We start from the raw sequence: 24,255 nt of genomic DNA, 5'->3' as shown, positions 1-24,255 counted from the left end.
CTACGTGAGTCTTTCCCAAGCTGCCATCCTGGCGCCGGTCCCGCTGGTCGGGCGCTACCTGTTTTTTTCCATTACGCCGGTGCCAGAGCAGGAACCCGCGCAGGCCTTGCGCGACAGCCTGAAGCGGCTGGTCGAGCTCGCCGATGGCACGCAAGTGCTGGTCGGTCTGGGGTCGGAACTGGTCGAAGCATTGGGTGCGCAGGTGCCCGGTTTGCATCCTTTCGAGGCGATGTCGGGCCACGGCGTGCAGGTGCCCAGCACGCCCATCGCCCTGTGCTGCTGGCTGCGCGGCAGCGACCACGGTGAACTCTTCCATCTGAGGCGTCGGCTTGAAAAAGCGCTGGCGCCGGCCTTGCGGCTGGAGCGTCTGGTGGAGGCCTTTCGCCATGGGCAAGGCCCGACCGGCCATGGCCAGGATTTGACCGGCTATGAAGATGGCACGGAAAATCCGGCCGGCGAAGCGGCGCAAGTGGCCGCCCTGGTACAGGAGGGCGCGCCGGGCCTGGTGGGCTCCAGCTTCATGGCGCTGCAGCAGTGGCTGCATGACTTTGACGCCTTCGACGCGATGGCCACGCGCGAGCAGGACAACACGATCGGTCGGCGCCGCAGCGACAACGAAGAGCTGGACGACGCGCCGCCGTCGGCCCACGTCAAGCGCACGGCGCAAGAAGACTTCGAACCGGCAGCCTTTGTGCTGCGCCGCTCCATGCCCTGGGCGCAGGGCAAACAGGCCGGGCTGATGTTTGTGGCCTTTGGCAAGTCCTTTGACGCGTTCGAGGCGCAAATGCGCCGCATGGCGGGGCAGGAGGATGGCATCACCGACGCGCTGTTTCGTATCTCCAAGCCGGTCAACGGCGCGTTTTTCTGGTGCCCGCCGCTGCGCGAAGGGCGCCTGGACCTGCGCCTGCTCGATCTGTGATTGCGATGCCGACGACCGTGGGTGGGCTGCGCCACAAGGCGGCCCTGTACCGGAGCCTGATCCGCTGGGATCGCCCGGCCGGCTGGCTGCTGCTGCTGTGGCCGACCCTGAGCGCGCTGTGGGTGGCCGCCAACGGTTTCCCCGGCTGGCACTTGCTGACGGTGTTCACGCTGGGCACCATTCTGATGCGCAGCGCCGGCTGTTGCATCAACGACGTGGCCGACCGCGAGTTTGACCGCCACGTCAAACGCACGGCGGCTCGCCCGGTGACCACCGGCGCGGTGTCGGTCAAAGAGGCGCTGGGCCTGGGCGCGGTGCTGGCACTGCTGGCGTTTGCGCTGGTGCTCACCACCAACGCCGCCACCATCGGCTGGTCCTTCGCGGCGCTGCTCATCACGCTCATCTACCCCTATGCCAAGCGCTTTGTCTCCATGCCGCAGGCGGTGTTGGGCGTGGCTTTCAGTTTTGGCATTCCGATGGCTTTCACGGCGGTACAGGGTGGCGAATCATCAAGCCTGTTCGCCGGACCAGCCAGCGTGCCGCTGCTGGCTTGGGCCCTGGTGCTAGGCAATCTGTTCTGGGTGCTGGCCTATGACACCGAGTACGCCATGGTCGATCGGGATGACGACCTGGCCATCGGCATGAAAACCTCGGCCATCACCCTGGGGCGGCTGGATGTGCCGGTGATCCTGCTTTGTTACCTTTTATTTACATCTATTTGGGCTGTAGCCCTCGTGGACTATGCGCAAGGTGCTCTGTTTTATATAGCAATTGTGTTGATACTGGGCCAGGTGGCGTGGCACTACACGCTGATCCGCAACCGCTCGCGCGAGGGTTGTTTCAAGGCATTTCGCCTGAACCACTGGATCGGCTTCACCTTGTTTGCCGGTATTGCGGCGAGCTACGCGCTGAAGTGAAGCAGCGGCGCGGATACCGCAAGCTGCCGCTTATTGAGGTTCAGGCGCCGCCGAATTCATCGCCCAGTTCTTTGGCCCGCTGGCCTGCGGCGTGCATGGCGCGGACGAACTGGGCCTTGATGTCGTCATGCTCCATGGACGAGATGGCGGCATAAGTGGTGCCGCCCTTGGATGTGACGCGCTGGCGCAGGATCTCAGGCGGCTCGCCGGAGCGGCGCGCCAGCTCACCGGCGCCAATGAAGGTCGCCACCGCCAGCTGGTAAGCCTGCTCGCGCGGCAGGCCCATCTCGGCACCGGCCGCGGTCATGGCCTCCATGAAATAAAACATATAGGCCGGGCCGGAGCCGGACAGGGCGGTGACGGCGTCCAACTGGTCTTCCGCCGCCAGCCAGAGCAGCTCGCCGGTGGGGGCCAATACTTTCGTGATCCATTCCTTGTCATGGGCCGTGACTGCGGGTCGGGCGAACAGGGCGCTGATGCCTTTGCCGATCAGGGCCGGCGTGTTGGGCATGGCGCGCACCACGCGTTCGCTGCCCAGCCAGCCCGCAATGCTGTCGCTGCGAATGCCGGCGGCAACGCTCAGATGCAAGGCATTGGGCGTGTGTGGCCGCACTTGCGCAGCCGCTTCCTTGAAGGTTTGCGGCTTGACCGCCCAAATCACGATGTCGGCCTGCGCCAGCTCCGGGCCGGGCTGGGCCTGGGCCACGATGTGGTAGGTGCTCTTGAGCTTGTCCCGGGCCTCGGCAAAGGGCTCCACCACTTCGATATGGCTGGGCGTGAAGCCCTGGCCAATCAGGCCGCCGATGATGGCGCTGGCCATGTTGCCGCCGCCAATAAATGCAATGCGCTTGCTCATGAATCACTCCGCAGTTGGGTCGCCACACCGCGTGGCCAAGAAGCGCTCAAGTCTAATCAAAAGTCGTCACAGCACGGTTTGCCTGACCGCATGCTCCCAGCGCGCCATCAGCTCCTGGGCGCGCGGGGTGTCGAGCGTGGGCAGGAAGCGTCGCTCCGATTGCCACTGCGCGGAGAGTTCATCCGTGCTCTGGTAGACGCCGGTGGCCAGGCCGGCCAGGTAGGCTGCGCCGAGCGCCGTCGTTTCGGTCACCGCCGGACGCACCACCGGAATGCCCAGCAGATCGGCCTGGAACTGCATCAGCAAATCGTTGATGCAGGCGCCGCCGTCGACCCGGAGCTCGGCCACCGCCGCGCCGCCGGCTTCGACCGCGTCACGGCTCATGGCCTGCAGCAAGGCGGCGCTCTGGTAGGCGATGCTCTCCAGCGCGGCGCGCGCGATGTGGGCCACGGTGCTGCCGCGGGTCAGGCCGGTGATGGTGCCGCGGGCGTCGGGCTTCCAGTAGGGCGCACCCAGTCCGGTGAAGGCCGGCACCACCATCACGCCGCCGGAGTCGGGCACGCTTTGGGCCAGGGCCTGCACCTCGCCGCTGTGGGAAATGGCGTGCAGGCCGTCGCGCAGCCACTGCACCACGGCGCCGCCGACGAACACGCTGCCCTCCATGGCAAATTCGGTCTGCGCCGTGGCTTGCGCCGCGCTGGTGGTGATCAGGCCGTTGTGCGAGGTCTGGAACTTCGTGCCGGTGTGCATCAGCATGAAGCAGCCGGTGCCGTAGGTGTTCTTGACCATGCCGGCCTTGAAGCAGGCCTGGCCAAACAAGGCGCTTTGCTGGTCGCCGGCCACGCCGCCAATCGGAATGGCATGGCCCAGCAGGTCCGGGCTGACTTCGCCATACAGCGCGCTGGAGGGCTTGACGACGGGCATCAGGCTGGCCGGTATGTCCAGGGCCTGCAGCAGCTCGGCGTCCCACTGGTTGGTGTGGACGTTGAACAGCATGGTGCGCGAAGCATTGCTGACGTCGGTGGCGTGAACCGCGCCTTCCGTGAGGCGCCAGATCAGCCAGCTGTCGACCGTGCCAAAAGCCAGTTCACCATTGGCCGCCTGCTGCCGGGCGCCGGGCACCTGGTCCAGCATCCACTTGAGCTTGGTGCCGGAAAAATAAGCGTCCACCAGCAGCCCGGTTTTGCTCTGGATCATGTCGGCCAGCCCGCGCTCGCGCAAGTCCGCGCAGGTCGGCTCGGCGCGGCGGTCCTGCCAGACGATGGCGTGGTGGATGGGCAGGCCGGTGGCGCGGTTCCAGACCAGCGTCGTTTCACGCTGGTTGGTGATGCCGATGGCGCGCACATCCGCAGCCTGGATGCCGGCCTTGAGCAGCGCTTCGCGCGCTGTCGCCAGTTGCGTGCGCCAGATTTCCTGCGGGTCGTGCTCGACCCAGCCGGGTTGCGGGTAGATTTGCGTCAGCTCTTGCTGGGCCTGGGCTACGATGTGGCCGCCAGCGTTAAAAACAATGCTGCGGGAGCTGGAGGTTCCCTGGTCCAGGGCAAGCAGGTAGGTCATGGGCGTGGCCTTGAAAAAGGTTGAAAAATCCGGCCGGGGCGGCTGCCAGCGTGTTCAGGGCAGGGCAATGTCATAACGCACCTGGGCCTCGACCAGCAGGGTCGGAAAGGGGTCGGGCGGCGGCGCGTCGGTGAACAGGCGGTCGATCTGGGACAGGCGGCCGACCTCCACCATGGCGGGGCGGTTGAATTTGCTGATGTCCGCCGCCAGCCATACCTCGCGCGCATGCGAGATGATGGTTTGCGACACCTTGACTTCGCGGTAGTCGTAGTCGCGCAGGGAGCCGTCGGCCTCAATGCCGGAAATGCCGATCACGGCAATGTCCACCTTGAATTGCCGTATGAAGTCCACCGCTGCTTCGCCCACGATGCCCTGGTCGCGTCCGCGCACCACGCCGCCAACCACGATCACCTCGCTTTGCGGGTTGGTGCTGAGGATGCTGGCCACATTCAGGTTGTTGGTGATGACGCGCAGCCCGGTGTGGTGGCGCAGCGCCCTGGCAATGGCTTCGGTGGTGGTGCCGATGTTCAGGATGAGCGAGCAATCGTTGGGCACTGCCGCCGCCACCGCGCGGGCAATGCGCGACTTGCCGTCTGCATTCAGGCTTTCGCGCTGTTGATGCGCAATGTTTTCCACGGTGGAGCTGGGCACGCGCACGCCACCGTGAAAACGCGCCAGCAGCCCTTCGTCCGCCAGCCGCTGGACATCGCGCCGCACGGTTTGCAGGGTGACGCCGAGCTCGTCCGCCAACTGCTCGACGGTGACGGAGCCCTGCGCATGAACCACGGTGAGCAGGGTGAGTTGTCTTGGGTTTGGATTCATCGGGTGTTTTTATCCCAATCGGGGATGTGTTGACTTTAAAACGAATCAAAAAGAATGCCTTTAGGGTAAATACCGAGTTAAAACGAATTGAAACGAACGAATAATTCTTCAATTCGAAAATCAAATTCACAAATCCAACAAGTAAAGGTAGCGTGATGCAGTTGACTCTTGAGGGCATCAGCAAGAAAGTAGGGCCGCAAACGTGGCTGTACGACATGAGCATGGCGCCGCGCAGCGGTGCGGTGACCGTGTTGCTGGGCGCCACCCAGGCTGGCAAGACCAGCCTCATGCGCATCATGGCCGGGCTGGATGTGCCCAGTGGTGGACGCGTGATGGTGAATGGCGCCAATGTTGTCGGTGTGCCGGTGCGTGAGCGCAACGTGGCCATGGTGTACCAGCAGTTTATCAACTACCCGTCTCTGCGGGTGCGCGACAACATTGCCTCCCCCTTGAAGTTGCGGGGTGAAAAAGGCATTGAACAGCGCGTGCGCGAGCTGGCTGAAAAACTGCATATCGAGATGTTTCTGGATCGCTATCCGGCCGAGCTGTCGGGTGGGCAGCAGCAGCGCGTGGCCCTGGCGCGTGCCTTGGCCAAAGGGGCTCCCCTGATGCTGCTGGATGAACCGTTGGTGAACCTGGACTACAAGCTGCGTGAAGAGCTGCGCGAGGAGTTGAGCGCGCTGTTCGCGGCCGGTGACTCGACCGTGATTTACGCCACCACCGAGCCGGGCGAAGCCCTGCTGCTGGGCGGCTATACGGCGGTGCTGGACGCGGGCGAGCTGCTGCAGTACGGTCCCACCGCCGAGGTGTTTCACACGCCTAAATCGCTGCGCGTGGCCCGCGCCTTCAGTGACCCGCCGATGAATCTGTTGCGGGCCAGCGCCGGCGCCGAGGCGGTGCAGCTGGACGGCGGGCCGTCTCTGGCCATCGGCTTGCCGGCGACGGCGTCGCAGCGACTCGCGGTTGGCATGCGCGCCAGTGCCTTGCGGGTCCGGGCGGAGCCTGGCGATGTGGCCTTGCCCGGCAAGGTGGAACTGGCCGAGATCTCGGGCTCCGACACCTTTGTGCATGTGGTCACGCTGGTGGGCGAGCTGGTGGCGCAAATTACCGGCGTTCACCACTTCAATCTGGGTGCGCTTGTCACCCTTTATTTCAATCCGGCACAGGTCTATGTTTTTGACGCCCAGGGCTTGCTGCTGCTGGCGCCGGTGCGGGGCATGGGACGCTGATATGGCACGCATTGAACTCGATCTGGCGCATGCCTACCGGCGCGACCCCCAGCAGGACAGCGACTATGCGCTGCTGCCCCTGAAGATGACGTTTGAAGATGGCGGCGCCTATGCACTGCTGGGGCCCTCGGGCTGCGGCAAGACGACCATGCTCAACATCATGTCGGGCTTGTTGGTGCCGTCACGCGGGAGCGTGCACTTTGATGGCCGCGACGTCACGCGGGCCTCGCCGCAGGAGCGCAACATCGCCCAGGTGTTTCAGTTCCCGGTGATTTACGACACCATGACGGTGGCCGAAAACCTGGCGTTTCCCCTGCGCAATCGAAAAGTTCCCAAGGAGCAGATCCACAAGCGGGTCGGCGAGATTGCCGAGATGCTGGAACTCAGCGGCCAGTTGAATCAGCGCGCCGCCGGCCTGGCGGCCGACGCCAAGCAGAAAATATCGCTGGGTCGCGGGCTGGTGCGGCCCGATGTCTCGGCGGTCCTGTTTGACGAGCCGCTGACGGTGATCGATCCGCACCTCAAATGGCAATTGCGCCGCAAGCTCAAGCAGATTCACCACGAACTCAAGCTGACCCTGATTTACGTGACGCATGACCAGGTGGAGGCGCTCACCTTCGCGGACCAGGTGATGGTGATGACGCGGGGTCGCGCCGTGCAGGTGGGGTCGGCGGCCGACTTGTTTGAGCGCCCCAGCCATACCTTTGTCGGGCATTTCATTGGTTCCCCCGGCATGAATTTCCTGGCCGGGCACGTGGATGACACAGGTTTCCATATAGGGGGCATGACTTTGGCATTGCCTTCCGGGCGAAGCTTGCCGGCCGGCGCCATCAAGCTGGGCGTGCGTCCCGAATATGTGGTGCCGGTGCCCGCTCACACGGCGGGGGCCGTGGCCGCGACGGTGTCGCAGGTTCAGGACGTGGGCACCCACGTCATGCTGAGCGCCAGCCTGGACGGGCATGTGCTCAAGGCGCGTCTGTCCCCGGATGCGGTGCAGTGGGCCCCTGGCGAGGTGGTCTGGCTCAAGGTGATGGGCGAGCACACCTGTTTTTATCTGAATGAGGAGATCGTGCCATGAGCACTACCACCAAGCCGGTGAACCAGAAGGCCTGGTTCCTGATCCTGCCGGTGCTGATTTGCGTTGCCTTCTCGGCGATCCTGCCCTTGATGACGGTGGTCAACTACTCGGTGCAGGACATCATCTCGCCGGAGCGGCGGGTGTTTGTGGGTACTGAATGGTTTGCCGCCATCATGCGTGACGAGGAATTGCACGGTGCGCTGCTGCGGCAACTGACGTACTCGTTTTCGGTGCTGGCCGTGGAACTCCCCCTGGGTATCCTGCTGGCACTAAGCATGCCCGCGCAAGGCTGGAAGTCATCGGCCGTTCTGGTCATTGTGTCGCTCTCGTTGTTGATTCCGTGGAACGTGGTGGGCACCATCTGGCAGATCTTCGGGCGCACCGATATCGGTTTGATGGGCGCGGCGCTGCAGGGGCTCGGGATTGAATACAGCTACACCGGCAATGCCACGCACGCCTGGATCACGGTGCTGCTCATGGATGTGTGGCACTGGACGCCACTGGTGGCCTTGCTGGGCTACGCCGGCCTGCGCTCCATTCCAGACGCTTATTACCAGGCCGCCAGCATCGATGGTGCCAGCAAATTCGCCGTGTTCTGGTACGTTCAGCTTCCCAAAATGCGGGGAGTGTTGATGATTGCGGTGCTCTTGCGCTTCATGGACAGTTTCATGATTTATACCGAGCCCTTTGTGCTGACCGGCGGCGGGCCGGGCAACTCCACCACCTTCCTGTCGCAGTTTCTGACGCAAAAAGCGGTGGGGCAGTTTGATCTGGGGCCGGCCGCAGCGTTCTCGCTGATCTATTTCCTGATCATCTTGTTGCTGTGCTTCATTTTGTACAACTGGATGCAGCGCGTCGGCACCCAGGAAAAGGAGGGTGGTCATGAATAAGCCTGGATTTCAAAAACGCTCGGTGTTTCTGCTCTTCTATATTGTTTTCGCCCTGCTGCCCATCTACTGGATGGTCAACATGTCGTTCAAGACCAATAACGAGATCGTCTCTGGCTTCTCGCTGTTTCCCCAGCACTTCACCTGGGCCAACTACAAGACCATCCTGACGGACGTGTCGTGGTACTCGGGCTATATCAACAGCCTGATTTATGTCGGCATCAACACGGTGATTTCGATCACGGTCGCCTTGCCGGCGGCCTATGCGTTTTCCCGTTACAGCTTTCTGGGTGACAAGCATGTATTTTTCTGGTTGCTGACCAACCGCATGACGCCGCCCGCGGTATTTTTGCTGCCCTTTTTCCAGCTCTACACCACGGTCGGTTTGATGGACACGCATCTGGCGGTGGCCCTGGCGCACCTCTTGTTCAATGTGCCCCTCGCCGTCTGGATTCTGGAGGGTTTCATGAGCGGGATTCCGCGCGAGATTGACGAAACCGCCTACATCGACGGTTATTCGTTCCCGCGGTTCTTCGTCACGATCTTTCTGCCCTTGATCAAGGCGGGCGTGGGGGTTGCTGCCTTCTTCTGCTTCATGTTCAGCTGGGTTGAATTGCTACTGGCCCGTACCTTGACCAGCGTGAACGCCAAGCCCATCGTGGCCATCATGACGCGTACCGTATCGGCTTCCGGCATGGACTGGGCCACCTTGGCCGCTGCCGGGGTTCTGACGATTGTGCCGGGCGCCATCGTGATCTGGTTTGTACGCAACTACATCGCGAAGGGTTTCGCGATGGGTCGCGTTTGATAGGAGTACCACATGTTTGACTGGATGGCTTGGACCACCCCGGTGGCCGTGTTTTTTAGCTGCATAGCCCTGATGCTGGCGGGCATGACGGTGTGGGAGATCAAATCCCCCACCACCTTGCGCAAAGGCTTCTTGCCGATAGAGACCACGCGCGGCGACCGCCTGTTCATCGGGCTGCTGAGCGCGGCCTATGTGAACCTGGCTTTTGTAGGCGCCAGTGGCCGGTTGGCCACCTGGCTGGGGCTGGATAGTGAACCTTCCATCTGGATCAGCTTTGTTTTGTCCATGGGCTTGCTTGGACTGATCATGCGCAAAGGCTAGCCACCAAATAATAAGGATCGGCTTGGTGTCCCCTGAAGCCGAAGCAGCCTTTGAGTCAGGGGACGTAACACCCGAGGAGATTCATTATGAAACTGCGGTACACCGCATTGACAATGGCGGTCGCCAGCGCGCTGACCAGCCAGGTTTGGGCTGACGAAGCGGCAGCCAAGAAATGGATTGACAGCGAATTCCAACCCTCCACGCTGTCCAAGGAGCAACAAACGGCCGAGATGAAATGGTTCATCGATGCGGCCAAGAAGCTGCAGGCCAAAGGTGTGAAAGAGGTCTCGGTGGTGTCCGAAACCATCACGACGCATGAGTACGAATCCAAGACCCTGGCCAAGGCGTTTGAAGAGATCACCGGAATCAAGGTCAAGCACGACCTCATTCAAGAAGGCGACGTGGTCGAGAAACTGCAGACCTCGATGCAATCGGGCAAGTCCATCTACGACGGCTGGATTTCTGACTCGGACCTGATCGGCACGCACTACCGTTACGGCAAGATCATGAATCTGACCGATTACATGGCTGGCAAGGGCAAGGAGTGGACCAACCCCGGCCTCGACCTGAAAGATTTCATTGGCACCAGCTTCACCACCGGCCCCGACAAAAAGCTTTACCAGTTGCCAGATCAACAGTTTGCCAACCTGTACTGGTTCCGCGCCGACCTGTTCGCACGCCAGGACCTGAAGGATAAGTTCAAGGCCAAGTACGGCTACGACCTCGGTGTGCCGCTGAACTGGAGTGCCTACGAGGACATCGCCGCCTTCTTTAGCGAAGACGTGAAGACCATCGACGGCAAGCCGATCTACGGCCACATGGATTACGGTAAGAAGGACCCATCGCTGGGTTGGCGATTCACTGACGCCTGGTTGTCGATGGCCGGCACGGCCGACATCGGCATCCCCAATGGCAAGCCGGTCGACGAATGGGGCATCCGCGCTTCGGCCGACGGCTGCACGCCGCAGGGTGCCTCAGTCTCCCGTGGCGGTGCGACCAATTCGCCGGCCGCCGTGTATGCCCTGACCAAGTACGTCGACTGGATGAAGAAGTACGCGCCCAAGGATGCGACCGGCATGACCTTCGGCGAAGCAGGGCCGGTGCCCGCACAAGGCCAGATCGCCCAGCAGATATTCTGGTACACCGCGTTCACCGCCGACATGACCAAGCCTGGCTTGCCAGTCGTCAATGCCGACGGAACGCCGAAGTGGCGCATGGCCCCTGGCCCGAATGGCCCCTACTGGAAGCAAGGCATGCAGAACGGCTACCAGGACGTGGGTTCCTGGACCTTTTTCGACAACCATGACGCCAACAAGACCGCTGCCGCCTGGCTCTATGCGCAGTTCGTGACTGCCAAGACCACGTCGTTGAAGAAGACGATCGTCGGGCTGACGCCGATCCGCGAATCGGATATCCAGTCCAAGGCCATGTCAGATCTGGCGCCCAAGCTCGGTGGCCTGGTCGAGTTCTATCGCAGCCCGGCGCGTGTGGCCTGGACGCCCACCGGCACCAATGTGCCGGACTACCCGAAGCTTGCGCAGTTGTGGTGGAAGAACGTGGCCGTGGCCGTGACGGGTGAAAAGACCCCGCAGCAAGCCATGGACAATCTGGCGGAAGAGATGGACCAGGTCATGGCCCGTCTTGAGCGGGCCGGCATGGCCCGTTGCGCGCCTAAACTCAACCCCAAGGGCGATCCCAACAAGTACCTGAGCGACAAGGGTGCGCCCTGGAAGAAGCTGGCCAACGAAAAGCCAAAAGGTGAAACCATTGCCTATGACACGCTGTTGAACGCCTGGAAAAACGGAAAGGCCCGCTGACCCGTGCCGTGATCGTTTAACGCGCCACGAGGTGGCCGTGTGAGCAATACGCCACACGGCCTGTTGTTGCGGCTGGTTTCGCGCACAACACCCTACCCGCTGAAACTGTTGAATTGTCGAGAGTTTGATTTATGGCCATCGAAACGCAGCCCCTATTGACCCGCCGTGGTGAACTGATGGCCCGGTTGTCCGAGGCGCGTCAATATGACATTGCTGTCGTCGGGGGCGGGTCCACCGGCCTTGGCGTGGCGCTGGACGCGGCTGCACGGGGTTTCAGTGTGGTGCTGGTGGAGTCCCACGATTTTGCCAAGGGCACCTCATCGCGCTCCACCAAACTGGTGCATGGCGGGGTGCGCTATCTCGCGCAGGGCAATATCGCACTCGTGCGCGAGGCGCTGCAGGAGCGGACCACGCTGCTGAGCAACGCGCCCCATCTGGCGCAACCCCTGGCGTTCATCATGCCGTCCTATAAGTGGTGGGAGACTCCGTTTTATGGGCTGGGGCTCAAGATGTACGACCTGCTCGCGGGCAAGGCTGGTTTGGGGAAGACGGAGTTTCTGAGTCGCGCCGAAACCCTTGCGCTATTGCCAACGGCTCAGCCGGAAAGCCTTGTGGGCGGTGTCAAATACTGGGACGGGCAGTTCAACGACGCGCGGCTGGCGTTGGCGCTGGCCCGTACCGCCGCTCTCCACGGCGCGTTGCTGCTTAATTATTGCCGTGCAGCAGACCTTCTGTATGAGGGGGGCAAGCTGGCCGGGTTGGTATGCGAAGACACGCTAACTGGCCAGCCATACCGCATCAATGCACGCTGTGTCATCAACGCCGCTGGGGTATGGGTGGACGAACTTCGACAGAAGGATGCAGCGGCGAATGAAGCAGACGGCGCGCACCCCACGAAACCTATGGTGGCCCCCAGTCAGGGCGTTCACATCGTGGTGGATCGCGAATTCCTGGGCGCGGACGTCGGTTTGATGGTGCCAAAAACAGCTGATGGACGAGTTCTGTTCGCTGTGCCGTGGTTGGGCAAGGTCATCCTGGGCACCACCGACACCCCGCGCCATGACCTGGCGCGCGAACCGCTGCCGTTCAAGGAAGAGGTAGATTTCATTTTGAACGAATCGGCTCGCTACCTGCGCCGTGCGCCCGTCCGTGCCGACGTCAAGAGCGTCTGGGTTGGACTGCGCCCACTGGTCAAGCCTCAAGGGGAGGATGGCGACAACACCAAGGGACTGAGTCGCGAGCATACGGTCCTGGTCAGCCACAGCGGGTTGGTGACGGTCACCGGCGGCAAGTGGACGACCTACCGTGCCATGGCTGAGGATGTTTTGAATGTCTGTATCCAGAACGCATTGATCGAAAAACGAAAAGAAGGCACCACGGCCCACCTGAAACTGGTTGGCTCGGGCCCACCGGGGATGAAAACAACCTCGATTTGCCAACCTCCGGGCTTGCATTCCTACGGCGACGAACAGTCGCAGGTGATGAGTTTGCCGGGTGCCCATGTGGCGCTCTGCGAAGGTGTAACGGAAGCCATGGTTCGTTTTGCCGCCCGTTACGAGTACGCCATCACGGTGGAGGATGTGCTGGCACGTCGCATGCGATTGCTGTTTCTGGACGCTCGCCTGGCGAATTCGCTGGCCGCCCAGGTTGGTGAGATTCTTGTGCATGAGACGGGGCTGGATCCCCAAGTCGAGGCTTTTTCAGAGCTGGCGCAACACTATTTACGATTGCCGGAATAAATATTCTTGCCGATGGGTGAAAAGTGCGGCATAATCTAAGGCTTCGCTTGAAAAAGTATGAAGTGTCTGCCCAAAAGGTGCAATGTGAGTGGTTCATGTTGTAAACGACGGGCCCAAGACTGACTGGAAGTGGTTGATTGCTGGCTGAGAGGCTGGTTTTTGCTGCTTCTGGTGCAAGTTGGGAATAATTGAAATGATCCAAGCTGAATCTCGATTAGAAGTTGCCGACAATACCGGCGCCAAATCTGTTCTATGCATCAAGGTGCTGGGCGGGTCGAAGCGTCGCTACGCTAGTGTTGGTGATGTCATCAAAGTTAGTATTAAAGAAGCTGCTCCGCGCGGTCGCGTCAAAAAAGGCGAGATCTACAGTGCGGTAGTGGTTCGTACGGCCAAGGGCATTCGTCGTAGCGACGGCTCTCTGGTTAAATTCGATGGCAATGCAGCCGTGTTGCTGAATGCCAAATTAGAGCCAATCGGCACCCGCATCTTTGGACCAGTGACGCGCGAGTTGCGCACTGAGAAGTTCATGAAGATCGTGTCCCTGGCTCCTGAAGTTTTGTAAGGACGCGCCATGAACAAGATTCGCAAAGGCGACGACATCATCGTGCTCACCGGGCGCGACAAGGGTAAGCGCGGCAAGATTGCCTTGCGCAAAGATGACTCCTACGTGCTCGTCGAAGGCATCAATGTAGTGAAAAAGCATACCAAGCCAAACCCCCTCAAGGGTACGGTTGGTGGCATTGTCGAAAAGTCAATGCCGATTCATCAGTCCAATGTGGCAATTTTTAATGCTGCTACTGGTAAGGCTGATCGTGTTGGCATCAAGCTGGCGGCTGATGGTAAGCGCTTCCGCGTTTACAAGTCGACCGGCGAAGAAATCAAGGTGGCATAAGCATGGCTCGTTTGCAACAACACTATCGCGAAAAATTAGCGCCGGAGCTGATAGCCAAGTTTGGCTACACATCGCCGATGCAAGTGCCGCGCATTACAAAAATCACGCTCAACATGGGTGTGAGTGAAGCGGTGGCTGACAAGAAAGTTATGGATCACGCGGTTAGTGATCTGACCAAGATTGCTGGTCAAAAGCCGGTGGTCACCATGTCCAAGAAGGCTATCGCAGGCTTCAAAATCCGTGAAAACCAAGCAATTGGTTGCATGGTGACGCTGCGCGGTGTGCAGATGTTTGAGTTCCTTGATCGCTTCGTGACCGTGGCTTTGCCGCGTGTTCGTGACTTCCGGGGTATCTCCGGGCGCGCGTTTGACGGTCGTGGTAATTACAACATCGGCGTTAAAGAGCAAATCATTTTCCCTGAAATTGAATATGACAAGGTTGATGCCTTGCGTGGTCTCAATATCAGTATCACCACCACGGCCAAGACTGATGAAGAGTGCAAAGCACTGCTCACAGGTTTCCGTTTCCCGTTCAAGAACTGAGGTGACCTGTGGCTAAGATGGCATTAATCCAGCGCGAACTCAAGCGCGACAAACTGGTTGCAAAGTACGCGAAAAAACACGCGGAATTCAAGGCAATCGCAAGCGACGTAAAGCGCACTGAAGAAGAGCGTGCAGCAGCCCGTCTGGGTCTGCAAATGCTTCCGCGCAATGCAAATCCGACACGTCAGCGCAACCGTTGCGCGATCACCGGTCGCCCCCGTGGCACATTCCAGCATTTCGGTCTGGCGCGTGCAAAAATTCGTGAAATGGCTTTTGCAGGGGAAATCCCCGGCATGGTCAAGGCCAGCTGGTAAGCGGTAGGAGACATAGATATGAGCATGAGTGATCCCATCGCCGACCTGTTGACACGCATTCGCAATGCGCAAATGGTGGCTAAAACCACTGTTAGCGTTCCTTCTTCCAAAGTGAAGATTGCAATTGCGCAAGTGTTGAAAGACGAAGGCTACATTGATAGTTTCAAGGTAAATGCTGCAGACGGCAAGCCTGAGTTGGAAATTGTCCTGAAATATTACGCTGGCCGACCAGTGATTGAGCGCATTGAGCGTGTGAGTCGCCCTGGTCTGCGTGTTTACCGTGGCAGCGATGCCATTCCCCAAGTTCAAAACGGCCTGGGTGTGGCAATTGTCACAACCCCCAAGGGCGTCATGACTGATCGCAAAGCGCGCGCTACCGGTGTCGGTGGTGAAGTACTTTGCTACGTCGCCTAAAACGTGACATTGAGGAGTAACTGAAAATGTCCCGTATAGGAAAAATGCCCGTCGCCATTCCGGCCGGCGTGGATGTGCTGATTAAAGATGATCAGATCAGCGTCAAAGGTACTGGCGGTGCGCTGTCTTTGACTCAAAATACTTTGGTTAAAGTGACCAACGATGCTGGCAAGCTGAGCTTTCAGCCAGCCAATGACTCTCGCGAAGCCAATGCCATGAGCGGCACCATGCGTCAGCTGGTGAATAACATGGTGGTTGGTGTGACCAAGGGTTTTGAGAAGAAGCTCAATCTGATTGGTGTGGGTTACAAGGCCCAGGCGCAAGGCGCCAAGCTCAATCTGACTGTTGGCTATTCTCATCCGGTCAATAAAGACATGCCAGCTGGTATCACCGTTGCAACGCCGACTCCCACGGAAATCGTGATCAAGGGTGCGGATCGTCAGCGCGTGGGTCAAGTAGCTGCCGAGATTCGTGCAATTCGTCCTCCTGAGCCCTATAAAGGCAAGGGTATCCGTTATTCGGACGAAAAGATCACGATCAAAGAAACCAAGAAGAAATAAGGAGCTGCAACATGTTGACCAAAAAAGAACAGCGTCTTCGCAGGTCTCGTCAGACCCGCATCCGGATCGCCACTCAAGGTGTCGCCCGGCTAACGGTAAACCGCACCAACTTGCACATTTACGCCAGCGTTATTTCTGGCGACGGTGGCAAGGTGCTGGCAACTGCTTCAACAGCAGAAGTCGAAGTGCGCAAAGCCCTTGGCGGCTCGGGTAAAGGTGGCAATGTTGCTGCTGCCCAAATTATTGGCAAGCGTCTGGCTGAAAAAGCCAAGGCGGTTGGTGTTGAAAAAGTAGCGTTTGACCGCGCAGGTTTTGCGTACCACGGCCGCGTCAAGGCGTTGGCTGATGCGGCACGTGAAGCTGGCTTGCAGTTCTAAGCAGATCGGAAATAAAGATGGCTAAATTTCAAGCGAAAATGCAGGGTAAGGCTGAAGGGCCTGAAGACGGCCTGCGTGAAAAAATGATTGCGATCAATCGCGTTACCAAAGTGGTCAAAGGCGGCCGCATTCTTGGTTTTGCGGCTTTGACCGTGGTGGGAGATGGCGAAGGGCGCGTTGGCATGGGTAAGGGCAAGTCGAAAGAAGTGCCTGCAGCTGTGCAAAAAGCAATGGAAGAAGCGCGTCGCAATTTGACGAAAGTGTCGCTCAAGAATGGATCCATTCACCACAAGGTGTTGGGCCAGCATGGTGCTGCTTCAGTCATGATGGCGCCTGCTCCAAAAGGGACAGGCATCATTGCCGGCGGTCCTATGCGTGCGGTTTTCGAGGTGATCGGCATTACCGATATCGTGGCGAAAAGCCATGGCTCATCAAATCCCTACAACATGGTTCGTGCCACGCTGAATGCGCTTTCACATGCGACGACTCCGTCACAAGTGGCAGCCAAGCGCGGCAAGACTGTTGAAGAACTCTTCGTCTAACCGGGAGTCTCAAAAATGACAGCTCAACAAAAAGTGACAGTGCAGCTAATTCGCAGCCCGATTGGCTGCCAAGAGTCGCACCGCGCAACAGTTCGTGGTCTTGGTCTCCGCAAAATTCGCAGCACAAGTGAATTGGTGGATACACCTGAGGTTCGCGGCATGATTAACAAGATCAGTTATCTGGTCAAAGTGCTCTAAGAGGTTGATGATGGAACTCAATGGCATCAAGCCTGCTGAAGGTGCAAAGCACTACAAGCGTCGTGTCGGTCGTGGTATCGGCTCCGGCATCGGAAAGACTGCTGGGCGCGGTCACAAGGGTCAAAAATCCCGCGCGGGCGGCTATCACAAAGTTGGTTTTGAAGGCGGTCAAATGCCTATGCAACGGCGTTTGCCAAAACGCGGTTTCAAATCCCATTTGCTGAAGTTCAATGCCGAGGTCACTTTGGCTGCGCTGGAGCAACTCGGCGCTGCTGAGGTTGATTTGGTGACGCTGAAGCAAGCGGGCCTTGTTGGTGAATTGGCGAAGGTCGTCAAAATCATCAAGACAGGTGAGCTCACTAAAGCTGTGAAGCTCACAGGTATTGGTGCAACGGCTGCTGCCAAGGTAGCGATTGAAGCGGTCGGCGGAAGCCTCGCTTAAGTAGGTTTGAAAGAAATCACAAGTGGCAACTAACGCGTCTCAACTGGCTAAAACTGGCAAATTCGGTGACTTGCGTCGTCGGCTTGTTTTTTTGTTGCTCGCGTTGGTCGTTTACCGAGTGGGTGCCCACATTCCGGTTCCTGGCATAGATCCTGCGCAACTGGCGCAGTTCTTCAAGGGCCAACAAGGCGGAATATTGGGCATGTTCAATATGTTTTCCGGGGGCGCTTTGTCCCGGTTTACTATTTTCGCCTTGGGGATCATGCCGTATATATCGGCATCGATCATCATGCAGTTGTTGACCTATGTGCTTCCCGCATTTGAGCAACTGAAGAAAGAGGGTGAGGGCGGTCGACGCAAGATAACCCAGTACACCCGTTACGGGACGCTTGGGTTGGCTTTGTTTCAGTCGATGGGTATTGCCATTGCATTGGAAAGCTCTGCCGGACTCGTGATTTCGCCTGGATTTGGGTTCCGTATGACTGCAATCGTCACTTTGACGGCGGGGACATTGTTCCTGATGTGGTTGGGTGAGCAGATTACCGAACGTGGTCTGGGTAATGGTATTTCGATCCTGATTTTTGGCGGTATTGCGGCTGGTTTGCCGAACGCCATTGGGGGCTTGCTTGAATTGGTACGAACTGGCGCGATGAGTATCATCATTGCTTTGTTCATTGTCATTCTGGTCGCTCTTGTAACTTTCTTTGTTGTATTTGTTGAGCGTGGACAGCGTAAGATTTTGGTGAACTATGCAAGGCGGCAGGTTGGTAACAAGGTATACGGTGGGCAATCGTCGCATCTTCCCTTGAAGCTGAACATGGCTGGTGTCATACCCCCGATTTTTGCTTCATCGATTATTTTGTTGCCAGCAACCGTCGTCGGTTGGTTTAGCGCGGGTGATTCGATGCGTTGGTTAAAGGATATTGCAGGGTCTTTGACGCCTGGTCAGCCCATCTACGTGATGCTTTATGCTGCTGCAATCATATTTTTCTGCTTTTTCTATACGGCGCTAGTGTTCAATAGCCGTGAAACTGCAGATAACTTGAAGAAGAGTGGTGCGTTTATTCCTGGCATACGACCTGGCGATCAAACAGCCAAGTACATTGACAAGATTTTGTTACGACTGACTTTCGCGGGTGCGATCTATATCACTCTGGTATGTTTGCTGCCTGAATTTTTAATCCTGAAGTACAACGTACCGTTTTACTTTGGAGGTACTTCTCTTTTGATCATCGTGGTTGTGACTATGGATTTCATGGCACAAGTTCAGAATTACATGATGTCGCAGCAATATGAATCGCTGTTGAAGAAGGCTAATTTCAAGTCTTCATAAGGCGATTGGTAAATATGTCAAAAGACGATGTTATTCAGATGCAAGGAGAGGTGGTCGAAAACCTGCCAAACGCGACATTTCGCGTGAAGCTGGAAAACGGTCACATCGTACTCGGGCATATTTCCGGAAAGATGCGTATGCATTACATTCGCATTCTTCCTGGAGATAAGGTCACTGTTGAACTTACGCCTTACGACTTAAGTCGGGCGCGTATTGTATTCAGGGCTAAATAATAGTAATGGAATGTGTTCCGCGCGATGTATTGCCGGAACATCGAAACAGTTTTAGGAGAATGAAATGAAGGTTTCGGCTTCGGTCAAGAAAATTTGCCGTAACTGCAAGGTAATTCGGCGTAAGGGCGTTGTGCGCGTGATCTGTACGGATCCACGTCACAAGCAGCGCCAGGGTTAATTGCAAGAGTTTTAGAGGACGAAAATGGCACGTATCGCTGGCATCAATATTCCGCCGCAACAGCATTCTGAAATTGGCTTGACAGCCATCTTTGGAATCGGTCGCACCCGGGCTCGCAAAATTTGCGAGGCTTGTGGCATTGCTTATTCCAAGAAGGTCAAGGATTTGACTGACTCGGATCTGGAAAAAATTCGCGACCAAATCGCACAGTTCACCATTGAAGGTGATCTGCGTCGTGAAACGACGATGAACATCAAGCGTTTGATGGACATCGGCTGTTACCGTGGCTTCCGTCATCGTCGTGGCTTGCCCATGCGTGGCCAGCGTACACGGACGAATGCTCGTACCCGCAAAGGCCCCCGCAAGGCTGCTGCTTCATTGAAGAAATAACAGGGATTGAAAGACCACCATGGCAAAAGCTCCCGCCAATAATGCGGCCCAACGGGTTCGCAAAAAAGTTCGTAAAAATGTTGCAGACGGTGTGGCGCACGTTCACGCCTCCTTCAACAACACCATCATCACGATCACGGATCGTCAAGGCAATGCTTTGTCTTGGGCCTCGTCAGGTGGTCAAGGTTTCAAGGGCTCTCGCAAGTCCACGCCGTTCGCAGCCCAGGTGGCTTCTGAAGTGGCTGGTCGCGCTGCCATTGAGCAAGGTATCAAGAATCTTGACGTTGAAATCAAGGGACCAGGTCCAGGTCGTGAATCTTCGGTTCGCGCGCTTGCTGCTCTTGGTATCCGCATCAACATGATTGCTGACGTGACGCCGGTGCCACACAATGGCTGCCGCCCACAAAAGCGTCGTCGTATCTAATTTTTTTAACAAGCCCACCGCCACTGGCCCTCCGCCGGTGGCTCCCGCACTAACGTGCGGCAGATGACATAAAGGAAGTTCACGTGGCACGCTATCTAGGCCCCAAGGCCAAATTATCCCGCCGTGAAGGCACTGACCTGTTTTTGAAGAGTGCTCGTCGCTCCATCGGAGACAAGGCCAAATTCGACTCCAAACCAGGTCAACATGGCCGCACTTCGGGTGCACGTACCTCTGATTTTGGCTTGCAACTTCGCGAGAAGCAAAAAGTCAAGCGTATGTACGGTGTTTTGGAAAAGCAATTCCGTCGCTACTTTGAAGAAGCTGATCGCCGCAAAGGTAACACCGGTGCAAACCTGTTGGTCCTTTTGGAATCCCGTCTCGACAATGTTGTGTACCGTATGGGCTTTGGATCAACTCGTGCTGAAGCGCGTCAGTTGGTTTCGCACAAGGCCATGACCGTGAATGGCAAATCAGTCAACATCCCGTCCTATATGGTCAAAACGGGCGATGTGATTGCGGTTCGTGACAAGTCGAAAAAGCAAAATCGGATTGCAGAAGCGCTTCAGTTGGCACAACAAGTTGGCATGCCAGCTTGGGTCGAAGTGAATCTTGAAAAAGCTGAAGGCACATTCAAGTCGGTTCCTGATCGCGATCAGTTCGCCGCCGACGTCAACGAATCGTTGATCGTTGAGTTGTATTCGCGTTAATCGCGTTTCAACACGTTATTCATTCGAAAGTGTTCCCAAGGCGTGGCGTGCTGCGACTTGGGTGCTTCGTCAGCCTTACCGGTGTAACGAGCCGGGGGTATTGAGAGGAAGTCTGCATGCAAAATAATCTACTGAAACCTAAAGCCATTAATGTCGAGCAACTTGGTGCCAATCGTGCCAAAGTTGCTCTTGAGCCTTTTGAGCGCGGCTATGGTCACACCTTGGGCAATGCACTGCGCCGGGTGTTGTTGTCCTCCATGCCGGGTTATGCCGCGACGGAAGTCACGATTGCTGGCGTGCTGCATGAGTACTCGTCCATTGATGGCGTGCAAGAAGATGTAGTCAATATTTTGTTGAACCTCAAAGGCGTGGTGTTCAAGCTTCACAACCGTGATGAAGTGACGCTAAGCCTGCGCAAAGATGGCGAGGGTGTTGTGACGGCGGGTGACATTCAAACCCCTCACGATGTTGAAATTATCAACCCGGATCATGTCATCGCTCACTTGTCGCAAGGCGGTAAGCTCGATATGCAGATCAAGGTTGAGAAAGGCCGTGGTTATGTTCCGGGCACGATGCGTCGCCATGCGGATGAACCCACCAAATCCATCGGACGCATTGTTCTGGATGCTTCATTTTCCCCGGTGAAACGCGTCAGTTATACCGTTGAGAGTGCACGTGTCGAGCAACGCACTGATCTGGATAAGCTGGTAGTTGATATTGAAACCAACGGCGCTATTTCTGCAGAAGATGCTGTTCGCGCTTCCGCTAAAATTCTGGTCGAGCAACTGGCTGTATTTGCGCAGTTGGAAGGTAGCGAGTTGGCTGCGTTTGATGCACCTGCACCTCGCGGTAGCACGCAGTTTGATCCTATCCTGCTGCGTCCCGTGGATGAGCTTGAACTGACGGTTCGGTCGGCGAACTGCTTGAAAGCTGAAAATATTTACTATATTGGCGATTTGATTCAACGTACGGAAAACGAGTTGTTAAAGACTCCTAATCTCGGTCGTAAGTCGCTCAATGAAATCAAGGAAGTGCTGGCTTCCCGTGGTCTGACTTTGGGCATGAAGCTTGAAAGTTGGCCTCCAGCCGCTCTCGAAAAGCGTTAATTTAAAGAGCCCATGAAATATGGGCTCAGTGCAACGGGCAGTACCTGATACGGCTGCCTGCTATATAACTGAAGGAAAAGCACCATGCGTCACGGACACGGACTACGTAAACTTAATCGCACCAGCTCGCATCGTTTGGCGATGTTGCGCAACATGATGAACTCGCTCATCGAGCATGAGGTCATCAAAACCACGGTACCCAAGGCCAAGGAGCTCCGTCGCGTTATTGAGCCCATGATTACACTGGCTAAAGAAGCGACAGTAGCCAATCGCCGTCTGGCATTTGACCGGTTGCGTGATCGCGATAGCGTTGTCAAGCTGTTCAATGACTTGGGCCCACGTTTCAAAACCCGTCCGGGCGGCTACACCCGTATCCTGAAAATGGGTTTCCGTGTTGGTGACAATGCGCCCATGGCTTTGGTGGAGTTGGTTGATCGCGCTCCCGTGAATAACGAAGCAATTGTCGAGACAGCGGAAGCTTAATAGGTTATAATTTAAAGATGCCGCGCGATGGAGCAGCCTGGTAGCTCGTTGGGCTCATAACCCAAAGGTCGTAGGTTCAAATCCTACTCGCGCAACCAATAGATACGGGGCTTTCCCCGTAAGTAAACGCCAACTTTCGAGTTGGCGTTTTGCTTTGTGCCCACTGCGTGCCCATTTTGTGCCCATGGTGTGCCCAGCAAATCTCCGCTGTTTTCCGTGCGACCATTGGTGCTGTGCCCAAAGCCGAATTTCAGTTTATCGAAGTGCTAGCCCGATACCCGCCATTGAACTCACCAAGAGATGTCCACCAGGATTGACGGCGGAGTTCCATAAAGCTGCCCTTAAATTCACCTCGATAAATTCCCATCACCGACATTGGCGGCGGAGAAGTCTGAGTCAGGTGCGCAGCTGGAAGAGTCGGTCACCTAAAAATAGGGAGTACCCGGTCTGGGCCAGTTGCTGACGGTCACCAATGGCTGGTATGTGGACACGATTATTGAGGTAGATCCAAAACCTCCTCTTGACGAAATACAAAACTTGTAGCGCGCGCCGCAGGGTCTTTACCGCCACAGGGTGGATCCGCGTAAGTCCCCAATGCGAACTGACTACTGCAGCAACCGGACGATATCGGAGAGTAAAACATCTAGCGCACCGCGAAAGTCAACTTGCGGTGCAAGCGGCAGCACTTCTGCCTTTCGAACTGGCTGATGAAGATGTGTGTCGGCGATTTTACGAAGTGACGTGTCTAGCTGCTTCATTTGCTCGCTGAATGAGCGCGGAGCGGGGTAGTTGTTCGCTACCTCAGAAAAATTCTTCAACTTGAATATTGGGGACACGTGATCCATGATCGCACGGACTAGCATTGCAGTCGCCATGTGCGCCTCGTTTGCGTGAGCGATGTTCAGCTCTTGGAGTAGGCGAACGAGTCGCTTTGTGTCCCATTGCGTTGACTCGATGCTCCGCAGTTGCAGGATGCGTTGTAAGTCAACATAGGCGGGCTTCTGTATGGCTCCATTTGGCGTACGTGGGATGCTGTTCGTAAGCGTCTGCCCAAGGCATATTGAATCGATGGCCAATCGAAACGATAGTGTGCATCATGAAGATCGTGCACACCAGTTCGAACGAGGTCGATAGCCCTCGCCCCACAAGACGTTATTACAGCCCGCAGCTCAAGGCCGAGGTCATACAGGAATGCCGTCAAGGCAGCGCGTCCGTGGCCGGGGTTGCCCTGGCCCATGGCATTAACGCCAACATTGTCCACCGCTGGCTTCACGAAGATGAGCGCGCGGCCCTGCTGCTACGGGCTCAGTCATTTGTGCCAGTCACCCTGGAGCAGGCATCTGCAGCCCTGCCAGCGGTTGAGGGCGGCTCCAGCGCCAGACCCGACATCCGGGTCGAGGTTCATAAAGGCAGCAGCACCATCACGGTGAACTGGCCGCTCGAAGGCGCCGCATCATGCGCTGCATGGCTGCGCGAATGGCTCAGGTAATTACTGAATGATCCGTATCGATTGTGCGTGGCTGGCCATACAGCCGCTGGACATGCGGGCTGGCCCGGATACGGCGCTGGCGCGCGTGGTCAAAGTCTTCGGCGCCGCGCACCCGCACCACGCCTACCTGTTTGCCAACCAACGGGCCAACCGCATGAAGGTATTGGTGCATGACGGTTTTGGCATCTGGCTGGCGGCCAGGCGGCTGCACCAGGGCAAGTTTGTCTGGCCGCACAGCGACACCATGACGCAAATGACCCTGAGCCGGGCCCAGCTTGATGCCTTGGTTCTGGGCCTGCCGTGGGCGCGAATCGGCGAAGGCAGCATCACCGTGGTGTGACAAGGCAGCAGTTTGATCATGAATAAACCAGTGCGGTTCAGTCTATTCGGGCATGTCCCAATTGGCTTGCAATTGATGGTTTGGCACACTACTTGTCATGCTCGTCGACACGCAAACCCTGACAAATCTCAGCGCTCAAGAGCTGCGCGAAATGGTCAATGGCTTGCTGACCAAGATTGCTGCTCATGACCAGGAAATCGCCCGTCGTGAGCTGACGATTGCGGCCAAAGACCGCGAGATCCTGTACCGCCAAACCAAGATTGACCAGCTCACGCACGAGATGGCGGTCCTCAAACGCTGGAAGTTCGGTCGCAGTCGCGAGCAGCTCGATGCGGGCCAGA

The 24,255-nt window shown here is 57.4% G+C and carries 33 protein-coding genes, 1 tRNA gene and 1 pseudogene; 31 read left to right on the top strand and 4 right to left on the bottom strand.

What is annotated here, in order from left to right:
• The first annotated feature begins 4 nt into the window (after positions 1-4).
• A complete protein-coding gene (locus tag C5P05_RS24810) occupies positions 5-919 on the top strand; it encodes a Dyp-type peroxidase (protein ID WP_114972537.1) in 915 nt (304 codons plus the stop codon).
• Positions 920-924: 5 nt separating this feature from the next.
• A complete protein-coding gene (gene ubiA, locus C5P05_RS24805) occupies positions 925-1,836 on the top strand; it encodes a 4-hydroxybenzoate octaprenyltransferase (RefSeq protein WP_114972554.1) in 912 nt (303 codons plus the stop codon).
• A 40-nt stretch (positions 1,837-1,876) separates the two neighbouring features.
• Here the strand turns inward: ubiA and proC are convergent, their stop codons facing one another.
• The 3 genes from proC to C5P05_RS24790 all read right to left on the bottom strand — a co-directional run bounded on the left by proC (position 1,877) and on the right by C5P05_RS24790 (position 5,071).
• On the bottom strand, positions 1,877-2,692 hold the full coding sequence (gene proC / locus C5P05_RS24800) for a pyrroline-5-carboxylate reductase (RefSeq protein ID WP_114972536.1): 816 nt from the start codon (positions 2,690-2,692) through the stop codon (positions 1,877-1,879).
• Positions 2,693-2,758: 66 nt separating this feature from the next.
• On the bottom strand, positions 2,759-4,249 hold the full coding sequence (gene glpK, locus C5P05_RS24795) for a glycerol kinase GlpK (RefSeq protein WP_114972535.1): 1,491 nt from the start codon (positions 4,247-4,249) through the stop codon (positions 2,759-2,761).
• Positions 4,250-4,303: 54 nt separating this feature from the next.
• Entirely contained in the window at positions 4,304-5,071 is a 768-nt protein-coding gene (locus C5P05_RS24790) for a DeoR/GlpR family DNA-binding transcription regulator (RefSeq protein WP_114972534.1), read from the bottom strand.
• Between the two features lie 155 nt (positions 5,072-5,226).
• On the opposite strand from C5P05_RS24790, the gene C5P05_RS24785 reads away from it, so the two are divergent.
• The 26 genes from C5P05_RS24785 (at position 5,227) to C5P05_RS24660 (ending at position 22,183) form a co-directional block, all read left to right on the top strand.
• The gene (locus tag C5P05_RS24785) at positions 5,227-6,300 is read left to right on the top strand and encodes an ABC transporter ATP-binding protein (RefSeq protein WP_114972533.1); all 1,074 of its coding nucleotides are present in this window, start codon (positions 5,227-5,229) and stop codon (positions 6,298-6,300) included.
• 1 nt (position 6,301) lies between these two features.
• Positions 6,302-7,378, top strand: coding sequence for an ABC transporter ATP-binding protein (locus C5P05_RS24780; protein ID WP_114972532.1), 1,077 nt, complete (start codon positions 6,302-6,304; stop codon positions 7,376-7,378).
• Positions 7,375-8,268: a carbohydrate ABC transporter permease gene (locus tag C5P05_RS24775; protein ID WP_114972531.1), complete on the top strand. Its 894-nt coding sequence runs from the start codon at positions 7,375-7,377 to the stop codon at positions 8,266-8,268. Before C5P05_RS24780 ends, C5P05_RS24775 begins: the two co-directional genes overlap by 4 nt.
• Positions 8,261-9,073, top strand: coding sequence for a carbohydrate ABC transporter permease (locus C5P05_RS24770; protein ID WP_114972530.1), 813 nt, complete (start codon positions 8,261-8,263; stop codon positions 9,071-9,073). Before C5P05_RS24775 ends, C5P05_RS24770 begins: the two co-directional genes overlap by 8 nt.
• A 12-nt stretch (positions 9,074-9,085) precedes the next feature.
• Positions 9,086-9,394, top strand: coding sequence for a DUF2160 domain-containing protein (locus tag C5P05_RS24765; RefSeq protein WP_114972529.1), 309 nt, complete (start codon positions 9,086-9,088; stop codon positions 9,392-9,394).
• A gap of 86 nt (positions 9,395-9,480) precedes the next feature.
• A complete protein-coding gene (locus C5P05_RS24760; protein WP_114972528.1) occupies positions 9,481-11,211 on the top strand; it encodes an ABC transporter substrate-binding protein in 1,731 nt (576 codons plus the stop codon).
• Between the two features lie 131 nt (positions 11,212-11,342).
• The gene (locus C5P05_RS24755; protein ID WP_114972527.1) at positions 11,343-12,950 is read left to right on the top strand and encodes a glycerol-3-phosphate dehydrogenase/oxidase; all 1,608 of its coding nucleotides are present in this window, start codon (positions 11,343-11,345) and stop codon (positions 12,948-12,950) included.
• 193 nt (positions 12,951-13,143) lie between these two features.
• The gene (rplN, locus tag C5P05_RS24750; protein ID WP_114972526.1) at positions 13,144-13,512 is read left to right on the top strand and encodes a 50S ribosomal protein L14; all 369 of its coding nucleotides are present in this window, start codon (positions 13,144-13,146) and stop codon (positions 13,510-13,512) included.
• 9 nt (positions 13,513-13,521) lie between these two features.
• Complete coding sequence (rplX, locus tag C5P05_RS24745) at positions 13,522-13,842, top strand: 50S ribosomal protein L24 (protein WP_114972525.1); 321 nt, start codon at positions 13,522-13,524, stop codon at positions 13,840-13,842.
• Positions 13,843-13,844: 2 nt separating this feature from the next.
• A complete protein-coding gene (gene rplE, locus C5P05_RS24740; RefSeq protein ID WP_114972524.1) occupies positions 13,845-14,384 on the top strand; it encodes a 50S ribosomal protein L5 in 540 nt (179 codons plus the stop codon).
• Positions 14,385-14,392: 8 nt separating this feature from the next.
• Complete coding sequence (rpsN, locus tag C5P05_RS24735) at positions 14,393-14,698, top strand: 30S ribosomal protein S14 (RefSeq protein WP_114972523.1); 306 nt, start codon at positions 14,393-14,395, stop codon at positions 14,696-14,698.
• A gap of 18 nt (positions 14,699-14,716) precedes the next feature.
• Positions 14,717-15,112 carry a 30S ribosomal protein S8 gene (gene rpsH, locus C5P05_RS24730; RefSeq protein ID WP_114972522.1) on the top strand — a complete coding sequence of 132 codons (396 nt, stop codon included), beginning with the start codon at positions 14,717-14,719 and terminating at the stop codon, positions 15,110-15,112.
• A 26-nt stretch (positions 15,113-15,138) separates the two neighbouring features.
• Positions 15,139-15,672 carry a 50S ribosomal protein L6 gene (rplF, locus tag C5P05_RS24725; RefSeq protein WP_114972521.1) on the top strand — a complete coding sequence of 178 codons (534 nt, stop codon included), beginning with the start codon at positions 15,139-15,141 and terminating at the stop codon, positions 15,670-15,672.
• Positions 15,673-15,683: 11 nt separating this feature from the next.
• Positions 15,684-16,049 carry a 50S ribosomal protein L18 gene (gene rplR, locus C5P05_RS24720; protein WP_114972520.1) on the top strand — a complete coding sequence of 122 codons (366 nt, stop codon included), beginning with the start codon at positions 15,684-15,686 and terminating at the stop codon, positions 16,047-16,049.
• Positions 16,050-16,066: 17 nt separating this feature from the next.
• Entirely contained in the window at positions 16,067-16,591 is a 525-nt protein-coding gene (rpsE, locus tag C5P05_RS24715) for a 30S ribosomal protein S5 (RefSeq protein ID WP_114972519.1), read from the top strand.
• A gap of 15 nt (positions 16,592-16,606) precedes the next feature.
• Positions 16,607-16,789: a 50S ribosomal protein L30 gene (gene rpmD / locus C5P05_RS24710; RefSeq protein WP_114972518.1), complete on the top strand. Its 183-nt coding sequence runs from the start codon at positions 16,607-16,609 to the stop codon at positions 16,787-16,789.
• A gap of 10 nt (positions 16,790-16,799) precedes the next feature.
• Complete coding sequence (gene rplO, locus C5P05_RS24705; RefSeq protein WP_114972553.1) at positions 16,800-17,231, top strand: 50S ribosomal protein L15; 432 nt, start codon at positions 16,800-16,802, stop codon at positions 17,229-17,231.
• 22 nt (positions 17,232-17,253) lie between these two features.
• Positions 17,254-18,564, top strand: coding sequence for a preprotein translocase subunit SecY (gene secY, locus C5P05_RS24700; protein WP_114972517.1), 1,311 nt, complete (start codon positions 17,254-17,256; stop codon positions 18,562-18,564).
• Between the two features lie 14 nt (positions 18,565-18,578).
• The gene (gene infA / locus C5P05_RS24695) at positions 18,579-18,797 is read left to right on the top strand and encodes a translation initiation factor IF-1 (protein WP_077563621.1); all 219 of its coding nucleotides are present in this window, start codon (positions 18,579-18,581) and stop codon (positions 18,795-18,797) included.
• A 64-nt stretch (positions 18,798-18,861) separates the two neighbouring features.
• A complete protein-coding gene (rpmJ, locus tag C5P05_RS24690) occupies positions 18,862-18,975 on the top strand; it encodes a 50S ribosomal protein L36 (RefSeq protein ID WP_084795560.1) in 114 nt (37 codons plus the stop codon).
• Between the two features lie 24 nt (positions 18,976-18,999).
• Positions 19,000-19,365: a 30S ribosomal protein S13 gene (gene rpsM, locus C5P05_RS24685; protein ID WP_114972516.1), complete on the top strand. Its 366-nt coding sequence runs from the start codon at positions 19,000-19,002 to the stop codon at positions 19,363-19,365.
• Positions 19,366-19,384: 19 nt separating this feature from the next.
• The gene (gene rpsK, locus C5P05_RS24680; RefSeq protein ID WP_114972515.1) at positions 19,385-19,789 is read left to right on the top strand and encodes a 30S ribosomal protein S11; all 405 of its coding nucleotides are present in this window, start codon (positions 19,385-19,387) and stop codon (positions 19,787-19,789) included.
• Between the two features lie 83 nt (positions 19,790-19,872).
• Positions 19,873-20,496, top strand: a complete 624-nt coding sequence (rpsD, locus tag C5P05_RS24675) for a 30S ribosomal protein S4 (protein WP_114972514.1) — start codon at positions 19,873-19,875, stop codon at positions 20,494-20,496.
• A gap of 116 nt (positions 20,497-20,612) precedes the next feature.
• On the top strand, positions 20,613-21,602 hold the full coding sequence (locus tag C5P05_RS24670; protein WP_114972513.1) for a DNA-directed RNA polymerase subunit alpha: 990 nt from the start codon (positions 20,613-20,615) through the stop codon (positions 21,600-21,602).
• 84 nt (positions 21,603-21,686) lie between these two features.
• Complete coding sequence (gene rplQ, locus C5P05_RS24665) at positions 21,687-22,085, top strand: 50S ribosomal protein L17 (protein ID WP_114972512.1); 399 nt, start codon at positions 21,687-21,689, stop codon at positions 22,083-22,085.
• A 21-nt stretch (positions 22,086-22,106) separates the two neighbouring features.
• Positions 22,107-22,183: transfer RNA gene (locus tag C5P05_RS24660), tRNA-Met, on the top strand.
• A 507-nt stretch (positions 22,184-22,690) separates the two neighbouring features.
• Here the strand turns inward: C5P05_RS24660 and C5P05_RS33835 are convergent.
• Positions 22,691-22,960 (bottom strand): hypothetical protein, encoded by a 270-nt coding sequence (locus C5P05_RS33835; protein WP_157979452.1) that lies wholly within the window; start codon positions 22,958-22,960, stop codon positions 22,691-22,693.
• Positions 22,961-23,181: 221 nt separating this feature from the next.
• Between C5P05_RS33835 and tnpA the strand changes: the two genes are divergently transcribed.
• From tnpA to C5P05_RS35040, 3 genes and pseudogenes are all read left to right on the top strand, one after another.
• A complete protein-coding gene (gene tnpA / locus C5P05_RS24650; protein ID WP_114972510.1) occupies positions 23,182-23,574 on the top strand; it encodes an IS66-like element accessory protein TnpA in 393 nt (130 codons plus the stop codon).
• A 7-nt stretch (positions 23,575-23,581) separates the two neighbouring features.
• Complete coding sequence (tnpB, locus tag C5P05_RS24645) at positions 23,582-23,914, top strand: IS66 family insertion sequence element accessory protein TnpB (RefSeq protein ID WP_114972509.1); 333 nt, start codon at positions 23,582-23,584, stop codon at positions 23,912-23,914.
• Positions 23,915-24,143: 229 nt separating this feature from the next.
• A pseudogene (locus C5P05_RS35040) lies at positions 24,144-24,255 on the top strand (transposase domain-containing protein); the annotation flags it as partial.

The sequence above is a fragment of the Rhodoferax ferrireducens genome, assembly GCF_003347515.1.
Classification (GTDB): domain Bacteria; phylum Pseudomonadota; class Gammaproteobacteria; order Burkholderiales; family Burkholderiaceae_C; genus Rhodoferax.
This window is presented reverse-complemented; position numbering and strand designations above follow the sequence as displayed.